The 23,356-nt window shown below is 33.9% G+C and carries 20 protein-coding genes and 3 tRNA genes; 17 read left to right on the top strand and 6 right to left on the bottom strand.

The window, feature by feature from the left end:
* Positions 1-84 precede the first annotated feature (84 nt).
* The 14 genes from MHI39_RS26205 (at position 85) to MHI39_RS26140 (ending at position 15,213) form a co-directional block, all read left to right on the top strand.
* Positions 85-1,371 carry an adenylosuccinate synthase gene (locus MHI39_RS26205; protein WP_058005124.1) on the top strand — a complete coding sequence of 429 codons (1,287 nt, stop codon included), beginning with the start codon at positions 85-87 and terminating at the stop codon, positions 1,369-1,371.
* A gap of 520 nt (positions 1,372-1,891) precedes the next feature.
* Positions 1,892-1,964, top strand: a tRNA-Lys gene (locus MHI39_RS26200).
* Between the two features lie 18 nt (positions 1,965-1,982).
* Positions 1,983-2,059: transfer RNA gene (locus MHI39_RS26195), tRNA-Asp, on the top strand.
* Between the two features lie 166 nt (positions 2,060-2,225).
* Positions 2,226-2,298 (top strand) — tRNA-Phe (locus MHI39_RS26190).
* Positions 2,299-2,662: 364 nt separating this feature from the next.
* On the top strand, positions 2,663-4,132 hold the full coding sequence (locus tag MHI39_RS26185) for a peptidoglycan DD-metalloendopeptidase family protein (protein ID WP_342540478.1): 1,470 nt from the start codon (positions 2,663-2,665) through the stop codon (positions 4,130-4,132).
* 560 nt (positions 4,133-4,692) lie between these two features.
* Positions 4,693-5,403: a response regulator YycF gene (gene yycF, locus MHI39_RS26180; protein WP_071975503.1), complete on the top strand. Its 711-nt coding sequence runs from the start codon at positions 4,693-4,695 to the stop codon at positions 5,401-5,403.
* 4 nt (positions 5,404-5,407) lie between these two features.
* Positions 5,408-7,225 carry a cell wall metabolism sensor histidine kinase WalK gene (gene walK / locus MHI39_RS26175; RefSeq protein ID WP_071975504.1) on the top strand — a complete coding sequence of 606 codons (1,818 nt, stop codon included), beginning with the start codon at positions 5,408-5,410 and terminating at the stop codon, positions 7,223-7,225.
* A complete protein-coding gene (gene yycH, locus MHI39_RS26170; RefSeq protein WP_259548532.1) occupies positions 7,222-8,544 on the top strand; it encodes a two-component system activity regulator YycH in 1,323 nt (440 codons plus the stop codon). Before walK ends, yycH begins: the two co-directional genes overlap by 4 nt.
* Positions 8,531-9,331, top strand: a complete 801-nt coding sequence (gene yycI, locus MHI39_RS26165) for a two-component system regulatory protein YycI (protein ID WP_058005120.1) — start codon at positions 8,531-8,533, stop codon at positions 9,329-9,331. Before yycH ends, yycI begins: the two co-directional genes overlap by 14 nt.
* A gap of 5 nt (positions 9,332-9,336) precedes the next feature.
* Positions 9,337-10,131, top strand: coding sequence for an MBL fold metallo-hydrolase (locus tag MHI39_RS26160; protein WP_259548530.1), 795 nt, complete (start codon positions 9,337-9,339; stop codon positions 10,129-10,131).
* Between the two features lie 257 nt (positions 10,132-10,388).
* Positions 10,389-11,621: a trypsin-like peptidase domain-containing protein gene (locus tag MHI39_RS26155; protein ID WP_342540477.1), complete on the top strand. Its 1,233-nt coding sequence runs from the start codon at positions 10,389-10,391 to the stop codon at positions 11,619-11,621.
* Positions 11,622-11,847: 226 nt separating this feature from the next.
* Positions 11,848-12,006 (top strand): CxxH/CxxC protein, encoded by a 159-nt coding sequence (locus MHI39_RS26150; RefSeq protein ID WP_342540476.1) that lies wholly within the window; start codon positions 11,848-11,850, stop codon positions 12,004-12,006.
* An 83-nt stretch (positions 12,007-12,089) separates the two neighbouring features.
* Complete coding sequence (gene rlmH / locus MHI39_RS26145) at positions 12,090-12,569, top strand: 23S rRNA (pseudouridine(1915)-N(3))-methyltransferase RlmH (protein ID WP_058005117.1); 480 nt, start codon at positions 12,090-12,092, stop codon at positions 12,567-12,569.
* 400 nt (positions 12,570-12,969) lie between these two features.
* A complete protein-coding gene (locus tag MHI39_RS26140) occupies positions 12,970-15,213 on the top strand; it encodes an ATP-binding protein (protein WP_342540475.1) in 2,244 nt (747 codons plus the stop codon).
* Between the two features lie 401 nt (positions 15,214-15,614).
* On the opposite strand, the gene MHI39_RS26135 is transcribed toward MHI39_RS26140, so the two are convergent.
* From MHI39_RS26135 to MHI39_RS26125, 3 genes are read right to left on the bottom strand one after another with little or no spacing between them, the layout of a single operon-like run.
* Positions 15,615-15,983 (bottom strand): ASCH domain-containing protein, encoded by a 369-nt coding sequence (locus MHI39_RS26135; RefSeq protein ID WP_342540474.1) that lies wholly within the window; start codon positions 15,981-15,983, stop codon positions 15,615-15,617.
* 24 nt (positions 15,984-16,007) lie between these two features.
* Positions 16,008-17,093, bottom strand: a complete 1,086-nt coding sequence (locus MHI39_RS26130; protein WP_342540473.1) for a hypothetical protein — start codon at positions 17,091-17,093, stop codon at positions 16,008-16,010.
* On the bottom strand, positions 17,093-17,632 hold the full coding sequence (locus MHI39_RS26125; RefSeq protein ID WP_342540472.1) for an ATP-binding protein: 540 nt from the start codon (positions 17,630-17,632) through the stop codon (positions 17,093-17,095). Before MHI39_RS26125 ends, MHI39_RS26130 begins: the two co-directional genes overlap by 1 nt.
* A gap of 992 nt (positions 17,633-18,624) precedes the next feature.
* On the opposite strand from MHI39_RS26125, the gene MHI39_RS26120 reads away from it, so the two are divergent.
* The 3 genes from MHI39_RS26120 to MHI39_RS26110 all read left to right on the top strand — a co-directional run bounded on the left by MHI39_RS26120 (position 18,625) and on the right by MHI39_RS26110 (position 21,097).
* Positions 18,625-19,704 (top strand): ankyrin repeat domain-containing protein, encoded by a 1,080-nt coding sequence (locus MHI39_RS26120; RefSeq protein ID WP_259548524.1) that lies wholly within the window; start codon positions 18,625-18,627, stop codon positions 19,702-19,704.
* A complete protein-coding gene (locus MHI39_RS26115; protein WP_251339476.1) occupies positions 19,705-20,340 on the top strand; it encodes a hypothetical protein in 636 nt (211 codons plus the stop codon).
* A gap of 370 nt (positions 20,341-20,710) precedes the next feature.
* Entirely contained in the window at positions 20,711-21,097 is a 387-nt protein-coding gene (locus MHI39_RS26110; RefSeq protein WP_342540471.1) for a hypothetical protein, read from the top strand.
* Here MHI39_RS26110 and MHI39_RS26105 read toward each other — a convergent pair.
* The 3 genes from MHI39_RS26105 to MHI39_RS26095 all read right to left on the bottom strand — a co-directional run bounded on the left by MHI39_RS26105 (position 21,038) and on the right by MHI39_RS26095 (position 23,176).
* Positions 21,038-21,892, bottom strand: coding sequence for an IS3 family transposase (locus MHI39_RS26105; RefSeq protein WP_139254916.1), 855 nt, complete (start codon positions 21,890-21,892; stop codon positions 21,038-21,040). The two genes, MHI39_RS26110 and MHI39_RS26105, sit on opposite strands and share 60 nt — an antisense overlap.
* Positions 21,893-21,924: 32 nt before the next feature.
* Positions 21,925-22,602 carry a helix-turn-helix domain-containing protein gene (locus tag MHI39_RS26100; RefSeq protein WP_058006963.1) on the bottom strand — a complete coding sequence of 226 codons (678 nt, stop codon included), beginning with the start codon at positions 22,600-22,602 and terminating at the stop codon, positions 21,925-21,927.
* 352 nt (positions 22,603-22,954) lie between these two features.
* Positions 22,955-23,176 carry a hypothetical protein gene (locus MHI39_RS26095; RefSeq protein ID WP_259548520.1) on the bottom strand — a complete coding sequence of 74 codons (222 nt, stop codon included), beginning with the start codon at positions 23,174-23,176 and terminating at the stop codon, positions 22,955-22,957.
* Positions 23,177-23,356 lie beyond the last annotated feature (180 nt).

Here is a 23,356-nt window from a genome sequence, read left to right as displayed (position 1 = left end):
TCGGTTGACTTTTCTATTTGAATGGGTAAAATAGAAAAGGTAAAGAATAGAGAACGTAAGTATATTTATTGGAGGTGCCAGATTATGTCGTCAGTTGTTGTAGTAGGAACTCAATGGGGAGATGAGGGAAAAGGGAAAATTACCGATTTCCTTTCAGAAAATGCAGAGGTCATTGCCCGTTATCAAGGCGGTAATAATGCAGGCCATACCATTCGTTTTAATGGGGAAACTTATAAGTTACATCTAATTCCATCTGGGATTTTTTATAAGGATAAAATTAGTGTCATTGGAAATGGAATGGTTGTTGATCCAAAGGCGCTTGTACAAGAATTAAAAGGATTACACGATAGAGGAATAGCAACAGATAATTTACGTATCAGTAATCGAGCTCATGTGATTCTTCCTTACCATTTAAAAATTGATGAAATGGATGAGGAAAGAAAAGGGGCAAATAAAATCGGTACAACGAAAAAGGGAATCGGACCAGCATATATGGATAAAGCGGCTAGAGTAGGAATCCGAATCGCTGATTTATTAGATAAAGAAATTTTTGAGGAGAAGCTTTCTCATAATCTAAAGGAAAAAAACCGTTTACTTGAACGTTTCTATGAAACAGAAGGGTTTAATTTAGAAGACATTCTCGATGAATATTTTGAGTATGGTCAACAAATAAAACAATATGTATGTGACACTTCCGTTGTATTAAATGATGCATTAGATGAAGGACGTCGTGTATTATTTGAAGGTGCTCAAGGGGTTATGCTTGATATTGACCAAGGTACTTATCCATTTGTTACATCATCTAACCCAATTGCTGGTGGTGTGACAATCGGATCCGGTGTTGGTCCAACGAAGATTAACCATGTAGTAGGAGTGGCTAAGGCATATACATCTCGTGTCGGTGATGGTCCATTCCCTACGGAATTACATGATGAAATTGGCCAACAAATTCGTGAAGTAGGACGTGAATATGGCACGACAACTGGTCGTCCACGACGTGTTGGTTGGTTTGATAGTGTAGTTGTTCGTCATGCTCGTCGTGTGAGCGGGATTACAGACCTTTCCCTTAATTCAATTGATGTGCTTACAGGTATCGAAACAGTAAAAATTTGTGTGGCATACCGTTATAAGGATGAAATTATTAAAGAGTACCCAGCAAATCTAAATATTTTAGCTGAATGTGAGCCAATCTATGAAGAACTTCCAGGTTGGACAGAGGATATTACAGCTTGTAAAACACTAGATGAATTACCAGCTAATGCTCGTCACTATTTAGAACGTATATCTCAATTATCAGGAATATCATTATCTATGTTCTCAGTAGGTCCAGACCGTGAGCAAACGAATATCATTCATAGTGTGTGGAGATAAGAGATTGTAAGCAACTTGAGCAGCACGGACAATTGGGGAAATCTATCCTTTGATTTTCTTAAGGATGTCGAAATATAGATAGACTAAGCTTTAGTAAACAGTATTGAATTTAATACTTATTTCTAAAAAAGGCTATAAAAAGCCTTTTTTTTCTTTATTTGCGAAATCCAATCTTCATTAAAAATACATAGTTCTATATTAGAAAATGAAGAAAAAATTTTTTTTGCTGAAAAATGCCGAAACTTGTTGCAGGATTATATAATATTATGCTAATATAAAATACGTTGTTACGAAATAGTAATAATTAAGTTAATAACTTAATTATCAATGAGTTTATTAGTTTTTCTGAGAATTAAATTATGAGCCATTAGCTCAGTTGGTAGAGCACGTCCGAATATGCATCGAAGCAAAACTTCAGAGTACTGATCGAGTAGCTTCTTGAATAATCATACTGAGATCAGGACGTCGTAGATGCCTTGCTGAAAATAGCGAATCTTTATTTATTTCTCAAAATTATTATGAGCCATTAGCTCAGTTGGTAGAGCATCTGACTTTTAATCAGAGGGTCGAAGGTTCGAGTCCTTCATGGCTCATCCCATATATCATAAAGTGGTCCGGTAGTTCAGTTGGTTAGAATGCCTGCCTGTCACGCAGGAGGTCGCGGGTTCGAGTCCCGTCCGGACCGCCATTTTTATAAAAAATACAGCTCAGTAGCTCAGTCGGTAAAGCACGTTCGAATAAGCTACAAAGCAAAACATCAGCGTACCAATTGAGTAATAGCTTGAATAAGTTATCTGAAATTTGGGCGATGACGAACTACAATTAATTACATATAGAAAATGCATATTATATACGGCTCGGTAGCTCAGTCGGTAGAGCAATGGACTGAAAATCCATGTGTCGGCGGTTCGATTCCGTCCCGAGCCATCCAAAAAGCACTGCGATGACATAGACTCTCGCAGCGCTTTTTTTTATGCTATCTCGTTGTAATCTATTTGTAATGATAATGGAAATAAAAGGATGTTTGCATGTTGATTTCTATATACATTCCTCTCGATAGTCCCTATGAAAGCCTTTTCTTATCAACATATTCTCTCTTAAAATAGTACAGAAAAAAGAAGAAATACTTTATCATTTTTTGGATGAAAATGTAACCTTTTATACAATTATGTTACATTATGAAAAATTGTGTAAACTTTCTTAAACTTTATGTTAATGTAATAAAGGGAAAAAATTGAATCCATTTTCCTAGTAGATTGGACGTGTTTTAGGTAATTTGGGAGGTTTACGTATGAATTGGAAAAGAACATTACTCCATTACTCATCCGGGTTTCCAAAAGAAAGCATTCAACATCAATCAATGAATCTATTCAAAAAAGCGGTTATTTTAGCATTTATTCTTTCTTCTATATTCTTCAAAGTAATTTCTTCATCAGCAGATACAAATATAGATACCGTTTTCCATGTATATATGAATGATGAATTTGTGGGTACCGTTTCGGATAAAAATGTCATCGAAGACGTTGTTAATTCTGAAGTGAATGGTATGAAAGCAAGGTTTAAAGATTACCATCTCATTTTAGAAAACAAGCTTACCTACATCCGAGAACAAGTTTTTCGACCTCAAGTTGAAAATGAGCAAACAATCGATAGAGTAAAAAAATTACTAACCATTCATGCAGAGGCAGTTAGTCTAGTCATTAATAATAGCCCTGTATTATATGTGAAAAATTCTAGCGATGCTGAAAAGGTCCTACAAAAGCTTAAACAAGGATTTGTTTCTGAAAAGGAATTGTCCCAATTAAAGGCTATTGGCACAAAATCAAGTGAGTTGCCGCCACTTAAAGAAAATCAATCTCGACTATTAGACGTTTCATTTACTGAAAAGGTTTCATTTAATAATACAAAAGTAGATCCAGGTAGCATCTATACTGTAGATCAAGCCGTAAAATATCTGCAAAAGGGTACGCTAAAACAGCAAGTTTATAAGGTGAAAGAAGGAGATGTACTTGGATCAATTGCAGCAGAGCATCAATTAGAAGAGGAAAAATTGCTCCAATTGAATCCGGATTTAAGTGAAGATACGATTCTTCAAATTGGACAAGAATTAAATATTACGGAATATGAGCCTCTTGTTCATGTCATGGTTCAAAAGGAAATACATAAGATTGAAAAAACCCCATATAAAAAAGAGGTCATCGAGGATCCTTCTATGTACAAAGGGGATAAAAAGGTTAAACAAAAGGGGAAAAACGGAAAAAGTGAATTGACTTATATTATCACTGAGGAAAATGGTAAACAAGTAAAGAAAGATATAAATGAAGAGAAGGTATTAAAAAAGCCTATTAACCACATTGTCATCGTAGGAACAAAGGTAACCCCATCTAGGGGATCTGGTGATTTTACTTGGCCAACAAATGGGGGCTATATCTCCAGTCAGCTTGGTCAAAGATGGGGTAGTATGCACAAAGGAATTGATATCGCAAGACCGAGTAATCGTACGATTAAAGCTGCAGATAATGGAAAAGTTGTATTTGCAGGCTGGGATGGCGGTTACGGAAATAAAATTATTATTGATCATAATAATGGATTCCGTACAGTCTACGCTCATTTAAGCTCAATCAATGTTTCCGCCGGTGAAATAGTACCAAAGGGATCAGCCATTGGGGTCATGGGAGCAACAGGAGATGCTACTGGTATTCATCTACATTTTGAAGTATACAAAGATGGAAATTTAATGAATCCATTAAGTTATTTATAAATAGGGAACTAGGAAATGCTGAGGGTATCCAATAATGGATACTCTCACTTTTTTTAGAACAATCCATTAATTAAAGATATTTACCTTGTTGTTTGGTATAGTTTTAAGAATAAATATAGGTTAAGGACCGTAAACATCCTTCAATTCGCTAATAAAAGAGTTGCAAACTTTATAAAAACATAGTCTTGATTAGAGACGAATAATCAGTAAGAAGTTTATTCTTTTTGTTAGGGAAATGGCAATAATGGAAAAACCTAATTTGGCATAAAAGATGAATTCATGAAAAGAACATGTTAAATTAAAATAGAGGAATTTTAAGATTTTTGCCGTATTACCTTCAAATAACTAGATGTTTGTTCTAGAATAGATGAGATCATTCATTTAGTGATTATACCGAAAATGCTTATTTTTATAGATAGTAAAAGAGAAGTGGAATGCTCATTCATATAATATGAAAAATTAATGATTGAAACGAAAATAATACGTTTAAGAATTAAACTGATTTTTTATATGTAGGTCGGAATATTAATTTTATAAATAATAGTTAGGGGAGTAGTTAAATGGATAAGACGATATTAGTCGTAGACGATGAAAAACCAATTGCTGATATCCTTCAGTTCAATTTAAAGAAAGAGGGATATACCGTCCATTGTGCATATGATGGTGATGAAGCTATCAAGATGGTCGAGGAATTGAATCCAGATTTATTAATTCTTGATATTATGCTCCCAAAACGTGATGGGATTGAGGTATGTAGAGAAGTCCGCAAAAAGTATGAGATGCCAATTGTTATGCTAACTGCCAAGGACTCTGAAATTGATAAGATTATTGGACTAGAGCTCGGAGCTGATGATTATGTAACGAAGCCTTTTAGTACAAGAGAATTAATTGCACGTGTGAAAGCAAATTTACGAAGACATCAGCAGGTAGCCACTCAAACTGAAGAAGAGGAAAAGAGTAGCGAGATAGCGATTGGATCATTAGTGATTCATCCTGATGCTTATATTGTGTCAAAACGTGGCGAAACAATTGAATTAACTCATCGTGAATTTGAGCTGCTATATTACTTAGCCCAGCATATTGGTCAAGTAATGACGAGGGAACACCTGCTTCAAACAGTTTGGGGTTATGATTATTATGGCGATGTACGTACAGTCGACGTAACTGTAAGACGATTAAGGGAAAAAGTTGAGGATAATCCAAGTCACCCAATATGGATTGTAACAAGACGAGGAGTAGGCTATTATTTACGCAATCCTGAACAGGAGTAATGGAATGAAAAAGGTTGGATTCTTTCAGTCAATACATTTGAAATTTGTATTAATCTTTATTTTGCTTATATTAATTTCTATGGAAATTATTGGGGTTTACTTTGTTAACAAATTGGAAGAAAAGCTACAACAAAACTTCACGAGTTCAATTGAAGGTCGGGTAAAGAGTCTAGAATATTTAATTCGTGAAGCAATGAAAAGTGATAATAATACCAATGAAGATATGTCCAGTAAAATTCATAAAATACTATCTGATAATGAAACGAACGATATAGAGGAAATTCGCCTTATAGATAGTAATGGTGTGATCCTGGGAACATCTGATTCAAGCAATCAATCAGTCACAGGGCAGAGGGTTACTGATATTAACATTAAACGAGCACTTGTATCAGGTAAAAAATGGGATAGACGATTTATTGATAAAGCTGGTAAAAGGATTTGGGTTCTAGTTAATCCTATTCAATTAAATAGTAATGATACGGGTTATATTTATATCGTTGGGAAAATTGAATCTGTTTATAAAGAAATCAATGAGATTAATAAAATTTTCACTACTGGAACAGCCATTGCCATGGTTATTACAGCAATGCTCGGGATAGTACTAGCCCAGACGATTACGCGACCAATAGCTGATATGCGAAGACAGGCGATGGCAATGGCGAAAGGTAATTTCTCCAGGAAAGTAAAAGTATATGGAAATGATGAAATTGGTCAATTAGCATATAGCTTTAATCACATGACTAAAAAGCTTCAAGAAGCTCAAGCAACAACGGAAGGGGAACGGCGTAAATTAGACTCAATCCTTGCACATATGACAGATGGTGTCATTGCTACGGATCGAAAAGGGAAAATCATTCTGATTAATAATCCCGCTGCTGAAATGCTAGATGTTTCACGTGAAACAGTCCTCTCTCAAGAGCTAGTATCATTATTGAATATTGAGGATTTACACCAATTTGAAGATTTATTAAAAGAACAAGATTCGATTATCTTAGACTTTAGTACAAAAGAAGAACCGTATATTTTAAGAGCAAGTTTTTCAATTATACAAAGTGAAACAGGTTTTGTTAGTGGATTAATTACGGTGCTTCATGATGTTACCGAGCAGGAAAAAATCGATATGGAAAGAAGAGAATTCGTATCAAATGTTTCACATGAATTAAGAACTCCACTGACTACAATGCGAAGTTATTTAGAGGCATTAGCTGAGGGAGCAATAGATGATAAGGAAATTGCACCGAGGTTCCTAACCGTCACACAAAATGAAACGGAACGTATGATACGTCTTGTGAATGATTTGCTGAAGCTTTCAAAAATGGATAGTCGGGATTACCAATTGAACAAAGAATGGGTCAACATTATCGAATATTTCCATCATGTGATTGATCGCTTCGAAATGGCAAAAGATCAAAATGTTACGTTTAAACGTAAATTACCAAATGCGGGTGTATTTGTAGAGGTTGACTTAGATAAATTAACTCAAGTTCTCGATAATATTATTTCAAATGCATTAAAATATTCTCCTGAGGGAGGACAAATTACTTTTCGGGCGCGAGAACTAGAGGAAATGGTTGAACTTAGTATTTCCGATCAAGGAATGGGAATACCTAAGGATAATCTTAAGAAAATTTTTGAGCGTTTTTATCGGGTTGATAAAGCACGAACAAGAAAAATGGGCGGTTCTGGTTTAGGACTTGCTATTGCAAAAGAAATGGTAGAAGCACATGGTGGTGAAATATGGGCCAGAAGTGAGGAAGGAAAGGGCACAACGATTTATTTAACCCTCCCATATGATCGCACGCAAGAGGATGATTGGTCATGAAATATGAAACAATGAAAACAGTTATTCTTGTATTTCTCGTAGGAGTAAGTATTTATTTGACGTGGACATTATGGACTTTCCAAGTTAATTATGAGGAAATTAGCAATTCTGAGCCGGTAAAGGAAGTAGTTGAACCGAAGGAAGTAAAGGAAATTGTACAGCCTAATAAGTTGGTTTTTCACGAAAATGACTATTACGTTGGAACTACGAATGAAACCGAAATTAATCGTGTGATGGATGAGATAGCTGCTTGGAAATTCTATGATATAGGCGAAGCAAAAGCATATAGGAACAATGATATAAATAAAGTGCTGTATGGTCCGAATAAGCTAATCATAGAATTCCCAGATCTTGTTCCGTTTGAGCTTTATAAAGGTGTTCTACGTGTTAGTGATCGTGAAATACCTAATGAAGAATTTGATAAATTGGTAATTGATTTATCAAATCCATCACAAAAGGTGGCTACTGCCTATTTTATCAATACTAAAGATAATGCTAATAAAGTATTTAGTGGATCAGCGAGTTATACTAGTTTACAAGCATTTGTGAATAAAATTAAAAACAAAAATGAATCTTATGTTCCGTATGATTCCTACAAAGTAACAAATGGCAAATCCTTATTATTACCTAAAGATAGTGTGAAACTTAACCGAAATAGATATTACTGGGATAAATTAGATGGAGATATTATTGAAAGATATAAAAATGCCTTATTTCCAGATCCGAAAGTCGTAGAGAAAAGTCTCGATGGAAATAATATCGGATATAATGACGGGACTAGCTTTTTGAATGCAAAAACAGATCTAGGTACAATATCTTTTATTAATCCGGGCGAGAAAACAGGGAATTATCATAATGGAAAAGACTTAATCAAACGTAGTATTGATTTTGTTAATCAAAATGGAGGGTGGAATGATGACTTTCGTTACTTTAGTAAAAATCAAGAAAAAAGCCAAGTCATTTTTCGCTTATTCATGAATGGAATTCCTGTTTTTAATAATAATCATCTTGCAGAGATTGTGCAAAGCTGGGGAGAATCACAGATATATGAATATGAGCGCCCATATATAGATGAGATGGGGAGCCTCCTAATGACTGATTATCAAGAGGTTCAATTACCTAGTGCTTCTAGTGTCTTAGAGTCATTGTTAAAAGATGATAAAATTGATCATAAAAAAATTGAAAATATCTTAGTTGGTTATCAGCTTGATTATGATTCAATCAATAAAATCCTTCTCTTTGAACCGACATGGTACTATCAGTATGACGGTAAGTGGCAGCCATGGGATATTAAGGGGGAGAAATATGGATTGGAATAAAACAAAGTCGATGTTTATATTTGTATTTCTGATTCTTGATATATTCTTATTGGTCCAGTTTTCCCGCCAATTTGAGGAGAGCAAAATAGAGAGATTAAAGGATCCATCATTAGAGGAAAAACTAGAAAACAATAATATCAAATATTCAGGATTACCAACTGAAACATTGAGAAGCCAATATGTTAGTGCTAAAGTAAAGAAGTTTACAGAAAAGGATATAAAGGAATTAACTGAACAAGATATAACGATCGGACCCAATAAAACAACGCTCAAATCAAAATTTAAAAAGCCAATAAAAATAAAAAGTGGAAATGACCATGTTCTAATGGAGAACATTCTTAAAGAACGTATTCTGTTTGGGGACCAGTATAAATATTGGAAATATGATAAGGACAAAAAGGAAATTGTTTTTTATCAGGTATATGAGAATAAGGTTTTCTTTAAAAATAAAAATGGACATGTTATCCTACACTTAAACGATAAAAATGAAATTGAATCCTATGAACAAACATTTTTAGAAAATGCGGAGAAAAGACGTGAAGAAAATGTTTTACCCGCAATAACGGCGATAGGCAATCTTTTGGATAAAAATTTAATCATGCAGGACAGTGATATTAAGGTAGATTTAGGCTATTATACATTAATTCAACAAACTGAATCACAGGTTCTCGTTCCAACATGGCACTTAATTGTGGAGCATGATAAGAAAAAAGAAGATTTATATGTCAATGCCATCGAAGGCCGAGTGATACCGAAGGATGATAAAGAGAATGAATCATTGGAGTGAAAATAATGTCATTGCATTTTAGTGTACTTGCTAGTGGAAGTACAGGAAATGCGATATATGTTGAAACAGATAAACATTCCTTTTTAGTTGATGCGGGACTAAGTGGAAAGCAAATGGAAGCCTTGTTTCAAAAAATTGATCGCAAACCGGATAATTTAGACGGAATTCTTGTTACACATGAGCATAGTGACCATATAAAAGGTGTTGGGATACTAGCACGTAAATATAAATTACCCATTTATGCTAATGAAAAAACGTGGAAAGCAATGGATGGATTAATCGGAACGGTTCCAACCGAGCAAAAATTCCTATTTGAGATGGAAACAATAAAAACATTTGGATCATTAGATATTGAATCCTTTGGTGTTTCACATGATGCAGTAGAACCAATGTTTTATGTGTTTAATCAAGGGCAAAAAAAGCTCGTAGTCATTACGGATACAGGTTATGTTAGTGATCGAATGAAAGGAACCATTTCAAATGCTGATGTTTTTATTTTTGAAAGCAATCACGACGTTCAAATGCTTAGAATGGGGAAATACCCTTGGAATATTAAAAGAAGAATATTAAGTGATGTAGGACATGTTTCAAATGAAGATGCTGCCATTGCAATGAGTGAGGTAATCGGCGACGCAACTAAGCGAATTTACCTTGCCCATTTAAGTCTTGATAATAATATGAAAGATCTTGCTAGAATGAGTGTAGCGCAAACACTCGAAGCACAAGGATCAGGGGTTGGTCATCAATATGATTTGTTCGATACCGATCCAAAAATTCCAACTCCACTTACAGCGGTGTAATATTGGTGAAAGAGTAGAAAATCTTTATATCCAGGTTTTTTACTCTTTTTTTTGTGGTAAATAATCTATAAAATTGGCTGTTTTTCGATGATAATACAGACCTTCTATATCATCCCATGACCCCTTTAAATCCCAATTTAATTTACAATCATATGAATTCTTAATGCGGTTTAATGATATTTTAATAATTGCTGATTATAATAAGGATATACACAAGGTAAACTATAGGATATAGATATCGAAAGGACTGGTGTAGCGTGGGTTATTATGATGATCATGAAGAGAATCGCTATAAACAACCAAATAGAAAAAAAGGCGGTTCTTTTTTATCTGGATTAATTGGAGCAATTATTGGAGCACTTATTGTCGTACTAGCATTTCCTGTTATAAATGGTGTGACAAATAATACCTCAGATAACGAAACAACATCTACAGTAGAGAATAACCAAAACAGCCACAATAATGTAACAGGAAAAACGGTCTCACTTGATGTGACCACCGATGTTACCAAAGCAGTGGCAAAAGCCGAAAAAGCAGTAGTTGGGATTGCTAATATTCAATCTCAAAGCTTCTGGAGTCAGCAGGGGCAAGGAGATCAATCCCAGGAAACAGGCTCTGGCTCAGGTGTCATTTATAAAAAAGAAAATGGGAAAGCCTTTATTGTGACGAACAATCACGTGGTTGAAGGGGCAGATCAATTAGAGGTAACTCTATCTGATGGTAAGAAATTACCTGCAAAATTACTAGGCAGTGATGTATGGACTGACCTTGCAGTTGTTGAGGTTGACGGTAAAGAAGTGAGCACAGTTGCAGAGTTTGGCGACTCAGATAAATTAAAACTTGGTGAACCTGTCATCGCCATTGGGAATCCACTTGGACAGCAATTTTCGGGTTCTGTCACACAAGGAATTGTATCGGGTGTGAATCGTACAGTACCAATGGATTTAAATAATGATGGATTAGAGGATTGGGAAGCAGAAGTATTACAAACAGATGCAGCAATCAATCCTGGTAACAGTGGTGGTGCATTAGTAAACGTATCTGGTCAAGTTGTTGGTATTAATTCAATGAAAATTGCACAAGAAGCAGTAGAAGGGATCGGCTTCTCGATTCCAATTAATTATGCTGAGCCAGTTATCAATGATTTAGAGAAATACGGAAAAATTAGAAGACCAGCTATGGGTGTGACTTTACAAAATGTAAGTGATATTCCAGCCTATCATCAACAAGAGACATTACGATTACCAAAAGATATGAATCAAGGTGTGATGGTTGAAAGTGTATCACCGGGATCTCCAGCTGGCAAAGCAGGAATGCAAGAAATGGATGTTATTTATGAATTGGATGGCCAAAAGGTAAATAACATTCTTGAGTTAAGAAAGTACTTATATAATAATAAAAAACCTGGCGATACTATGAAGGTGAAATTTTATCGCCAAGGAAAATCAAAAGAAACAACATTAACATTATCGAATGAATCCAACCTATAATTCACATGTGAATAATAAAAGGAAGGCCTAGTGCCTTCTTTTTTTGTTTGGTTCTTATCTCAAATATCCTCTGTTTATATTAGTATGTGGATAAGTGCTTGTACGGTTTAAATAGTAGAATCTAGATGCTAGGCTTTCCCCATGTGGATAAATCATGTAAAATATCTGGTGGATGATTGAGAAGACTAAATAGAAAGAGTACTTTTAAGATAAAGGGGTGAAATCGATGATATATGCATGTGCGGAACATGTTGAATATGCGCTGGAAATCGCTACAGAACAGAGGATGGAAGCACCAAATTTAAAAAAAATTGATGAGAAAAACAACTTATCCACAAGCTGTGAATATTGCAAAAACCCAGCAATATATCTTGTGGGGAACTAATATTCCCCTACAAAATGTGGATAGTTTTTGTGGATATGTGGATAAGTGTTGTGGATATAATGTTTGCAAAGTGGGGGTAATCTGTGAATATCTCAATAATTACAGTAGGAAAACTAAAAGAAAAATATTTAAAACAAGGAATCGATGAATACTTAAAACGCCTCACCGCCTATGCGAAGGTCGAAATCATAGAAGTCCCCGATGAAAAAGCACCAGAAATTTTAAGCGAAACAGAAATGGAACAAGTCAAAGATAAAGAAGGCGAACGAATCCTCGCAAAAATTCACCCCGATACCCATGTAATTGCGCTAGCTATCCAAGGGAAAATGAAAACCTCAGAGGAACTAGCTGATACAATCGATAAGCTAGGTACATACGGAAAAAGTAAAATTGCCTTTGTCATTGGTGGATCATTAGGATTAAGTAAAGCCGTCATGGACCGTTCAAATGAAAGTCTATCTTTTTCCAAGATGACGTTCCCGCATCAGCTGATGAGATTGGTATTAGTCGAGCAGGTGTATCGGGCGTTTCGGATAAATCGGGGGGAACCGTACCATAAGTAGATGAGGTTTTTAGTATCATGGTTAGTATTAGATTATATGAATTATTAAATGCTCATACTTTATGTATTAATTCTATATGGAGAGAGGAAAATGAGTATATATCAATGTAAGGCTATTTATGATACGGTTTAAATATCATGTGACAACAAATAGTGAAATTCAGATCTGTTCCTTTTGATGAAAATCTAGGAGGAACTTTTTTTATTATGGGAGGACGCATAATAATTGGTACAATTTAAGATTAGGGAAAAATCATTTAGGATTTAGCAATATAATGTTGAAATATTTAAAGTAAAATATAGTTTAATAAATTCAACGTTTCGGAGTTTTGAACATTTGGTCTGATTCAGCTATCATATTTTTATCGACTTATACATACATAAATCGAAGGAGTAATTACATGAAAATAGAAGTAGAGTCAAATAGAATTTCCCTATCACCAAATATTAACAATGATGCAATGATATCTAACGAGGTACTAGACGATGTTATTGACCAGTTAAAGCAACAATTACTGTTTGGAGACAACACTAGTTTCTTAGTTTCGGGGTACAGGGGGGCTGGAAAGACGACACTGGTGAGTAGATTAAAAAATTCGTTAACAAAGGAAAAAATTATCTTTGTTAATTTAAATTTTTCAAAATATGAAAAACATACACTAGTTTTAAGAAAACTTATTAGGGAACTTTACCTTTCTCTAGAAGACAGTGGTAAGTTAAAGAATATTCAGAACAGGGAGCTAGTAGACCAAATTCAGTTACTATACGATCATACCTTTTTTGAAATTTCTTCATACTCAAGCTTATCAAATTCAAAAGCGTATAGCTTACAAATAGATAATACTATTAAGTTAAAAAAACTCTTGAACAAAATATTTCCAATAATTGCGTTGGTTCTTTCAAGTGTAAATTTAGGTATTGGTATTCTACCATTTATAATAAATCATGTAAATATAATTATGTTATTGGGAAGCTTTGTTTGGTTTCTTGTTGATACTGTTGAAATAAATAATAAGTTTCAAAGAACGAAAACCGTATCAGAGGAGAGTACAAGAAAATCTTTATATGATGATGAGATTGCTGATTATCACTTGAAAGATATCTTAGAAAGACTAAGTGAAGAAGGTATTAAGACAGTATTTGTATTTGATGAACTAGACAAAATTGATAATGAGCAAGAAATGGAAAGTTTAATATCTGATTTGAAACCAATGTTACTATCAAACTTAGCAACTTTTATAGTCATATCCGGACAAAAACTCTACTATAAATTATTAACTTCAAATATTCTGGATGATTCTCTGATGACAAGTATCTTTTCTAGGAATATTCATGTCCCCCTGGCTAGTGAATATGAATTAGAAAAAGTATTTGATTCTTTTATCAAAGAAAAAAGTGATAAAAAGAATGAAATCATCAAAATCTATAGAAATTCATTGATTCTTAACTCAAATAGAACCCTTAGACGGTTCATAAATCTTGCCTTACAAGATTTAAGATGGGAGGGAAGTAAATCTTATCTTGAAATTGATGAAGAAAATGAGGTTATATATAAAACAGATACAAAAATACTTGAAATATTGAGTAAAATAATTGAAGAGAAAATTGACACATTGGAATACGAGGAGGGTGTAAGGGATTTTTTGACATATCAACTTTATATATGGATAAAAAAGATGAAACTGAAAGGGAGTACATATTTTACGCTAGATGAAATATTTAACTTTGAGGAAGATTTTTCTGATATTTATCCACTCTGGTATAAAGTTGAGTTAAATGATTTATGTAATTCTATGGCAGTCGAATTAACTCTAGGGAAATTACTTGAAAAAAAGGAAGATAACAAAACTGAGGAGTCCTTTTATCGTTGGACGAATCAAGCAGAGATAAAAACAACTGGTATTCAGAATGATATTTCAAATAGTAAAATTAAATTTCTTGAAGAAATGATTACTATTGAAAAATACGCTAGGGAAATATTAGATGATTTAAACCTTTTGGAAGAGAATAAAAAGATAAACTTGGTAAACTTGATTACTTTACTTATACAAAAAGAAATTATTTCTGAACGGTGGCTTAACGAAAACTATTCAAACTTATTTAAGTTAAGCAATAAAATTAGGCATGGTGATAATTTAAGCATGGAAGAAGTGGATACAATAGTTAGTAACAGAAACCGAATAGTTATGATGATTAATGAATTGATCGAGGGTTATTGTTATTACATACTAAATAACTATTTATCTAACTATGATTATACGGTTACAAGTAACGGAAAATTATTGATTAATAATTCTACTTATGAGATAGATATTATTGCAAAAAGTGAAAGTAAGCATGATATTCTTTTTGAGATATTTTACAAAAATGCAACTTCGAGTCAAGATATTAGTAGGATCTCGAGACTCATTGATTTATTGAGTAGCTATAATAACAATTCACACAAGTTTAACAAGCTAGTTATCTTTTGGTTCGCCAAAGATGGCGGACGAAAGGCTTTTGACCATTTTAAGGATAGAGTATATAAGATTACTGATAAGTATGAGAGTGGGATTAAAGACAACATTTATATGTTCTATGCTTCTGAATATAGAACCAATTTTAATACTGAAAGAATGAAAGCATATTTGGATAAAGTTCTTTAAATTTTTAAAGTAAAAAATGAAACTTATTCTCTATTAATACTATTAAATCAAAAACTAAAGAAGACAATTGATTTTGCAAAGAAGAAAAAAAGTAAATTCTTGGGTCTATTTACAGATGGAGTACTAAGTAAAAGTAAACTGGTCAAAGACTGAAATTCTAATCGAAATATTAATGCAGCTTTATTATTATTCAAAATATATGTTTACGCACCTACACAAAAATGCGAGGAAAATAATACTACAAATACAATTAAGTCGTTAAAATCTCATTTAGATAAACCAAGGAGAGCCTTATCATATGTAAATGAGGCTTATTGCAATGACTATATTAACTATATTAAAAGCATTCTAAATAAAATCGACAGTCAAGGTTTATGACTGTCGTTTATTTCTCAACAAATTTAAACGTAAGCGAAAGATTGAGGAGCAGCGTTTATCCCGTATTCCTTTAATTCTTTAGGCTCTGGATAGACTGTAACATTCTTTAATTGGTAAGCTATGGCTTCTTGTTTATTTCTGTAGTAATCTTGATAAAAGGTTTCGTCTATACCGGAATAATCAGATGTTTTGCTCCAAAGATTTTCAGGTGTATCAATTAGTATGTTTTCTACTTCTGCTTCACCAATCACTTGGGATACTGGTGATGTGGAATAAATTATTATTTTCTCTGGAGGCAATTTAGCTTTTACCTTTCTAAACTCATAGCGCTTTTCACCGCTGATTATCTTTTCAACAAATCGTGGATGAATAGATAATATAATATTACTCATAATTCAATTCCCCCACTATTAAAATTAGATAAATATAAGATCTTTCTTAAATTTTGCTTCATTTAAAATTAGATTAAAATCATGTTCAGAAATATTTTTAGTTGGATAATCTTTATCGCCAAGAATATCATTTTCCAATAAGAAATGTCTAATAGGTCTTTTCTTAAAAGAATAAATATCATAGAACTTCAAAATATTAACACCGTATCTATGCCTTGCAAGTTTTTGTTTAATTTCTTTTTCTGTTAGAACGGTTCTTTTAGATACAATTTTTTCTACATTTCCAAAAGACTTTATATTTTTATGGGATTCAGAAACAATTCCAAAACCGGTTAATGTAGTAGCAAATCTTGCGGCTCTTTTATCACCTTCTGGCTTCATTCTATAGTATATAATAATATCACCAGGTTGTGGGTTGATTCGGTAGTTTCCAATATAGATTTTTTGAATTGCATTTGCAGCAGTAATATCACTAGTAAAATCACTTGGATTTTCTTCCCTAATTATTGAGTCAGGTATTAATTTTGTGTGATAAACGGAATCAATACTTAGCAAATAATAGTTTCTACCCTTATTTTTATCAATATAAGGGTAGTTGTTTAAACTAGGTTCAGTATTTAATATAGTGTTCATTCTTCGGACATACACTTGTTCATCTGTTTCTTTGTTATTTGTATATAAGTTAAACCCAAAATCCTCCATAAAACTAATAAGTTTCTTTTGTTCATCACGTTTTGGGAAAATTGTAACATATATTTCTTCAACTTTATTAATAATTGCGTGCTCTAAAATAATACGAAAAAACCTTTCTCCTAAATAATATCCATTTTGTGATATTTTAAATGTACCAACTTTTAATCTTTTTGCAGGTTCAAGTTTTTTTAAAAAATGAGAATAATCTTCGTTTTGGTCTTCTATTTTCATATATAAAAAGGCTTGAATACCATTTTCATTTTTCACAACAAAAGCTTTTTCTCGGCCTTTTCTTAAAAACCAATCGCTAAACTCTGGGTAATCTGATTTTAGTGAATCGAAAAAAGCATCTTCTAAATCTAATTCGGAGAACGAATATTGTTTTACGCTTAGGACATCGTAAGATTTTAATTCCATTATAGTAATCCTCCTTTAATTATTTTATTAACTAAACTCTCTATCTTTTCCTTATTAGTGTCAATATTTATAATGGGTATCCCAAGTTCATTTGAAATCTTATTAGCATGTTTTATTTCTGCTTCTTGGAAGTCATTTAGAGTACTAACATCAATAAATAAATTTCCATCTCTTTCCTTTAATCTATCTACAATATTTTCCAAAGAAGTTGTACATATAATAATGCAAGAAAGATTTAAGTTTTGGAACGTTTCGTGGGGGAGATAAGTGATTCTTTTCTCTTTATTTAATAATGTGCAATGTCCATCCAATATAATAGTTTTAACTTGAGAGTATAATTTTTCTAATCCATCTAATAAAATATTTTGATTCTTAACAATATCTTTAACGCGTTTCTCATTGTCCCAATTTTGTTCTGTCATTTTTTTAATAATGTTACTTGCACTGTCAAATGGCAATTGTAACTCTCTAGATAATTTTTGACCTAAAGTAGTTTTGCCACTCCCATGAATACCGCTAATAAATATAATTTTTGGCAATTTGTATACAACTCCTTGAACTAAATTATATAGACTTCCAAGGTTCTAACTAAAATGAACAAAACACTTCTTATGTTACTATTTTAATAAAGATAGGATATTTATACTATGAATTCGACAAAAGGAGACAAAACATTACATATTTATATACTATTTAGTAATTATTCTAATAAACTAATAATTAGAGAAGTGAATTAGTTATTAAGATGGCCTTATTGTTGAAGATTGAATTTAAAGATAATAAAGGGATTTTTTTGTAAAGTGTAGTATTATTACATATACATTATCAACTTATCACATTCTTTTGAAGTGGATTATAAGTTAATTAATACGATTTAATTTTTTTCTTATAAAGTAAGCACTAATGCCATATGTATAGTAGGTATGAATAAACATAGTTGAAGATAGTGCAGTTGGATAAATATATACATGTCCTTGTATCGCTCTACACAATTGTGTGAAATACAAATATTAGTCAAATCACTAAATGGGAAATAAATAAAATTTTAGTAGAAACCTCATTTACCTACTACACTACGGTGAACCGTATCATAAGTAGATGAGGTATTATAAGAATTAATAGTACCTCCTAAATTGATGGATGGAGCTGCTGTTTTGTATGTTAATGCTTCAGTATCGAGCCTCATTAGCAAGTAACCAACTATTCTTTCTGCTATGGGCGAAGACTGTAAGTCTATTGCAGACCATCGTTAGAATTTGGAATAGAATCCCTCCTCTCTCTTTTTAATGTTACTTAACAACCGGTATTCACATTCACCCAATACCATGACCTGAATCAACTGCAGGAGTCGGTATGCCTTCTAGTTTAGGTAATGGCGCCGGTTGAGATTAATTACTGAAATCTCCTTCAGTTTGAATAGGGCTCCGGCTATGCAAGCACGGCTGGCGGAAGCGGAGAGTAAGAGAACGGCACTGGTATTCACCAACTGGATTAGTAAGTAACTCATTATGCATATATAGGAGTGTTTGGGATGATTGTTTTGAAAGATATCGGGAAGTTTGAGGAACTGCCGGAAATCGCCATGCATATTTACCAAGGAAATATTCCAGCTTTGCACACTGCAATTACAGCGGGTTGGGATATTGAGGAAGGCATTGTACTTAGTAAGCATACTACATTAAGCCCTTTGGATTTGGCGCTTGTATTGCAGAGAAAGGAAGTTGTAAAGCTGCTAGTAGAGCACGGGGTCAATCTGAATGTCCATCATAATCCGGCATTTTTGCGAGCTGTCCGCTATTGCAAGGAAGACATCGTTAGGTACATTGCAGCACAAGGTGCCAAGTTGGATAAGCTCAATCAAACAGGTTCAGGCGCATATTCACAGGCCTACTATGGCAACAAAAATAATATCCCGCTTATTCATGAGTTGGGATTAGATATCAAGCTGCATGGCGGCGCTGTATTGCGTCAAGCCGTATCGGACCATGACCTTAAGACACTCAAGTATTTGCTCGATCATGGAGTGGATATCAATTATAATAAGCCGGATATGGTCTATCCTTATCAAGCGACTCCGTTAACCGTTGCCGTACGTATGGGGAATTTGGCTATGGTCAAAGTTTTGATTGAACACGGGGCGGACGTTACTTTAGCAGAAAAGGACGGCGAGAGGCCTTATACGATTGCCGTCAGTAATAAGCATACAGTTTTGGCCGACTATTTAAAATCGCTAGAGCCGGCTGAAATACATAATCTAGAAAACAAGAAGTATGAACTGAAAAAATATAAATTACCCGATGAATTGGTAACTTTTCTTACCGGAGATGAGCTCCGTCTTGAGCTGGCACAAAATGAATTTGAAATTAGGCATATCAACTTTTTTACATTGACCGATACGATTGAAATGAAACTCGGCAGGCAAAAGATGCTGCGCTTATCAGCTGATATAGATAATTACTCTGATCTGCAGCTAGTTTGGAATCCGAAGAAAAAAGGTCAGATAGGCTGCTATGACGTGGAGCATCAGACTTATGCGGATTTATGCAGCTTTCCAAAGTTCCGTGCGCAGCCTGAAATGTACCTCATTAAGTTTCTTGAGGGAGAGTTGTAAATGAAGAACTGCACGAATATTTTAGTTGAGAGAACAGACTGTATTCTTTATTATGCGAGTCCAGTCCTGTCAAACGAACATGGTATAGGCTGGATAGGTGGGAATGCACCTGACTTCTTTGATGATCAAGCAGACTTTATCCACGAAGGTAACCAAAAATATTATTTTTACTTGAGTCTCGTCCATCCCTTTAAAACTGAGAGCATGATTACAATCTTCATCCCAGAGGACTATGAGGAATATTTGGACAACAATGTTTATCCGAATTGCTCAATAAAGGTGATTGAGCATCGAATATCAACGGAAAGCGTCAAAGATATGTTTACTAACCCAGGTCTTATAAAACATGTAATTTCAGACGGAGAAATAAGCAATGACGAAAAATCCATGAATCAGTCTTTCCTGATCAAACTAGGTGGAAATCCGAGACTTATTCAAAATGAAGGCTATTATTTTACGAAACTAAAGGAGGAATCATTTTCTTTTTTATTTCAAGTAGATGAAGATGGTTACCCCGAAACACTGCTTCATCCTGATTACAATTATCCTTTTGGTTTTGGATCACTATATATTTTCGCCAAAATAGGGATAACTGAAATCCAACATCCAGTAGCAGGTTTTTGGCAATTTTCTTGATTTAACGCAGGGAATGTAAAGTAATTGAACTGATCCTGGAGGGATGCTGTAAACGGCATAACCGGAATGAATGCCCCATATGTCTCCTGAATATAAAGTAATAGACTAGATTCGCTGAATCCAAGCGACTTTTAAATTACGAATCTGACACACTCTGAAAAATAGTTTTGACTGATCCCTGAAGAAAGAACAGCAGCAACCAAGTATGAGAAAATAAAGTTCAAGACTGCTGCTGTTTTATTGAACGAACATACCCGTTAGCTCAAAGATGTACCTTAATTCTTAAACCATCTAAATTAGAGGGAAGGTGGTATGATATACTCAGGGATATAACTTAGGTAGTTTATTTTATATCGAAGGAGCAGTCGAGATGTTATCGGAAAAAGTGATTAATTATTGCAAAAGTAAAAACTGGTGGTTTGATGACGTTGTAGAGGAGTATGAACACGCATTAGTAAAGTTAGGCATCGATTTGAGTTCAGATTTTGCTAAGTTTTATTTGCATGCAGAGGATGGGCCGACTTTCTTTAACAGAAAACGTGAAATCTATCAGATTTGTTGGTTTATGATCAATTCTTCTGATTATATGTTAGGCATGAAGAGAACTCATGTCGTTTTAAACCTGCCTGAAGAATATATTCCGTTGGATAGTTTTGTGAACTGCACCCTGTCAAGTAGACAGTATAAAAAAATAAAATTAGGCAATGGCCTTAGTTCGATATTCTATCGGGCTAAGGCCATTAAATTTGGCTTGTAAACGGTCTTGATTATAAAACTTTATATAATCTTTGATATCCTTTTGAAGCTCCTCAAAGGATTGATAATGATGAAGATAATATCTTTCTACTTTCAAAGTCCCCCAGAATGATTCCATGCATCCATTATCAATACATTTTCCTACTCTAGACATACTGTGGATAAGATGGTTTTTTTCGATTATCCTTTTAAATCCATTTGATGTATATTGAAAGCCACGGTCACTATGAATTAAACGTTGCTCATCATGTAAAGGATTCTTCGTTAAGGCACCTTTGATGGTTTTAAAGACTAAATTATTATCATTTCGATGTCCCAATACAAAGGATACGATAGAATTGTCATACAGGTCTAAAATAGCGCTTAGATAGGCCTTTTGACCATTCCCATATTTTAATTCTGTTATATCAGTTACCCATTTTACATTTGGGTGTACTGCCGTAAATTCTCGGTTCAAGATATTCTCTTCCACGTTATTATCAGATGGGCGATGATCCCATTTCTTTTTCCGTCGTATCTTTGATTGTAGGCCAACTAATCGCATTAAACGATGAATTCGTTTTGTGTTATAATGCTTATTCATTTTCCGATTGAGATTCATGGTAATACGTCGATAACCGTATATTCCATCCACCTTTTGATAAATCGCTTTAATTTCTTTAAGTAATCCGCGATTTTCGCGTTCCTGATCCGTTTCCTTTCGATTGACCCATTTATAGTATGAAGACCGATTGGTATGACTTATTGTACAAAGGAGCTGAATAGGGTAATTCATTCTTTCATTTAATTCCCGTATTGCACAATAAGCGACTTCATTCCGAACCTTGCTTAGTACCGCCTTCTTTCGATTTCCTCCAACTTTTTTAAAAAAGCATTTTCAGCTTCCAATCGATAATTTTTTGCTTCTAATTCCTTAATCTTTATCCTTAATTTCTCTTGTTCTGACATTTCTTCTTGAGGTTTCTTTCTTCCACGGTGATCCCGTAGGGACTCTGGTCCATCTGCTTCATATTTTTTTGTCCAACTGTATATTTGCTGGTAGCTAATTTGGAATTTCTTCATGACAGCTGAATAGTCATGGCCATTCTTTATACAAAAATGAACTGCCTCCACTTTCTCCTGGAAAGACAATTTTCTAGAATGAATCATAAGGGATTCCCCCTGACTTGTTTGTCTCGTTTCCTTATGATTATTATAGTTCTTTATCCAACCCCTGAGGGCGCCACGGCTCACTTTATGCCTTCTACATATTTCCAACATGGAATAATCACCAGATATATAGTCTTGAATTGCCCTTAATCTTATTTCATCCGAGTATTGTTTCCATCTGCGTGATTCCTTTAAACCATCAATACCATATAATTCATATTTATCTTTCCAGCTATGGAGTGTGGATTTAGATATTTTATATTCTTTTATCAAACTGCTGGGGCTCATTTCCCCCTCTATGTATTTCATTAAAATTTGATATTTCTCCTCGGTAGAATATTTACTTCTTTTTGACATAAAAAATCCCCCTAGAGTAACGACAGATTTTTGTTTTTTCATCTGTCCACTTTAAGGGGAGCATATCATTGAAGGGGAGTTTGGCTTTTTTTATAATAAGAACACAGACGAAGTGTTAGGCCTAGGATTGGGTCAGCAGATGGAGGCTTTTTTTGCTGGTAAATTGAATCCTCAATGGAAAAGCTTTAACTCCTTCCTAGAGTGGTATTTTGAACTGACAGATTCGTGTGTGACTATATAGATCAGCTACCGCTGCGAAGAGGACCACAAGGACGTACCTAGTGGTCTGACACACCATTTATTATTTGAGTAATTTAATATCACTTCTAGCAACGTCCACAAGGTTCTCTGACTATTTTAAAAAGTGCTCTTCAAAATATTTCAATTGGTAATCTAAAGTTATAGAATCGTTAAACATAAAGGCATTTCCATCCACTTCAATTACATGGTTGTTCTTCACAGCTGGCATTCCTTTATATAAATCTGTCTGTTGATAGGAATTATCTTGGTCATTGTATTTACTAATAATTAAGTAGTCCCCAACATAGTCCGGTAATACCTCAGAGGAAATCATGTAGTAACCTTCTAGGGAACAAACAAGTAGATATAAAATAGGATGGAGTAAAGCTTCTCATTTCAAATCTATAATGATAAAAAGGCAGGGAGTAGAATTAGTAAAAACTCTTCTGCCTTTTTATTATTCTATTTTAAGTCCTTCAAGAATCGGGAAATGGTATAATTATTAATAGAATAT

This window comes from Heyndrickxia sp. FSL K6-6286 (assembly GCF_038630395.1).
In the GTDB taxonomy this organism is placed as follows: domain Bacteria; phylum Bacillota; class Bacilli; order Bacillales; family Bacillaceae_C; genus Heyndrickxia; species Heyndrickxia oleronia.
Note: the sequence above shows the minus strand (reverse complement) of the source record. Positions and strands in the feature narration are given on the sequence as shown.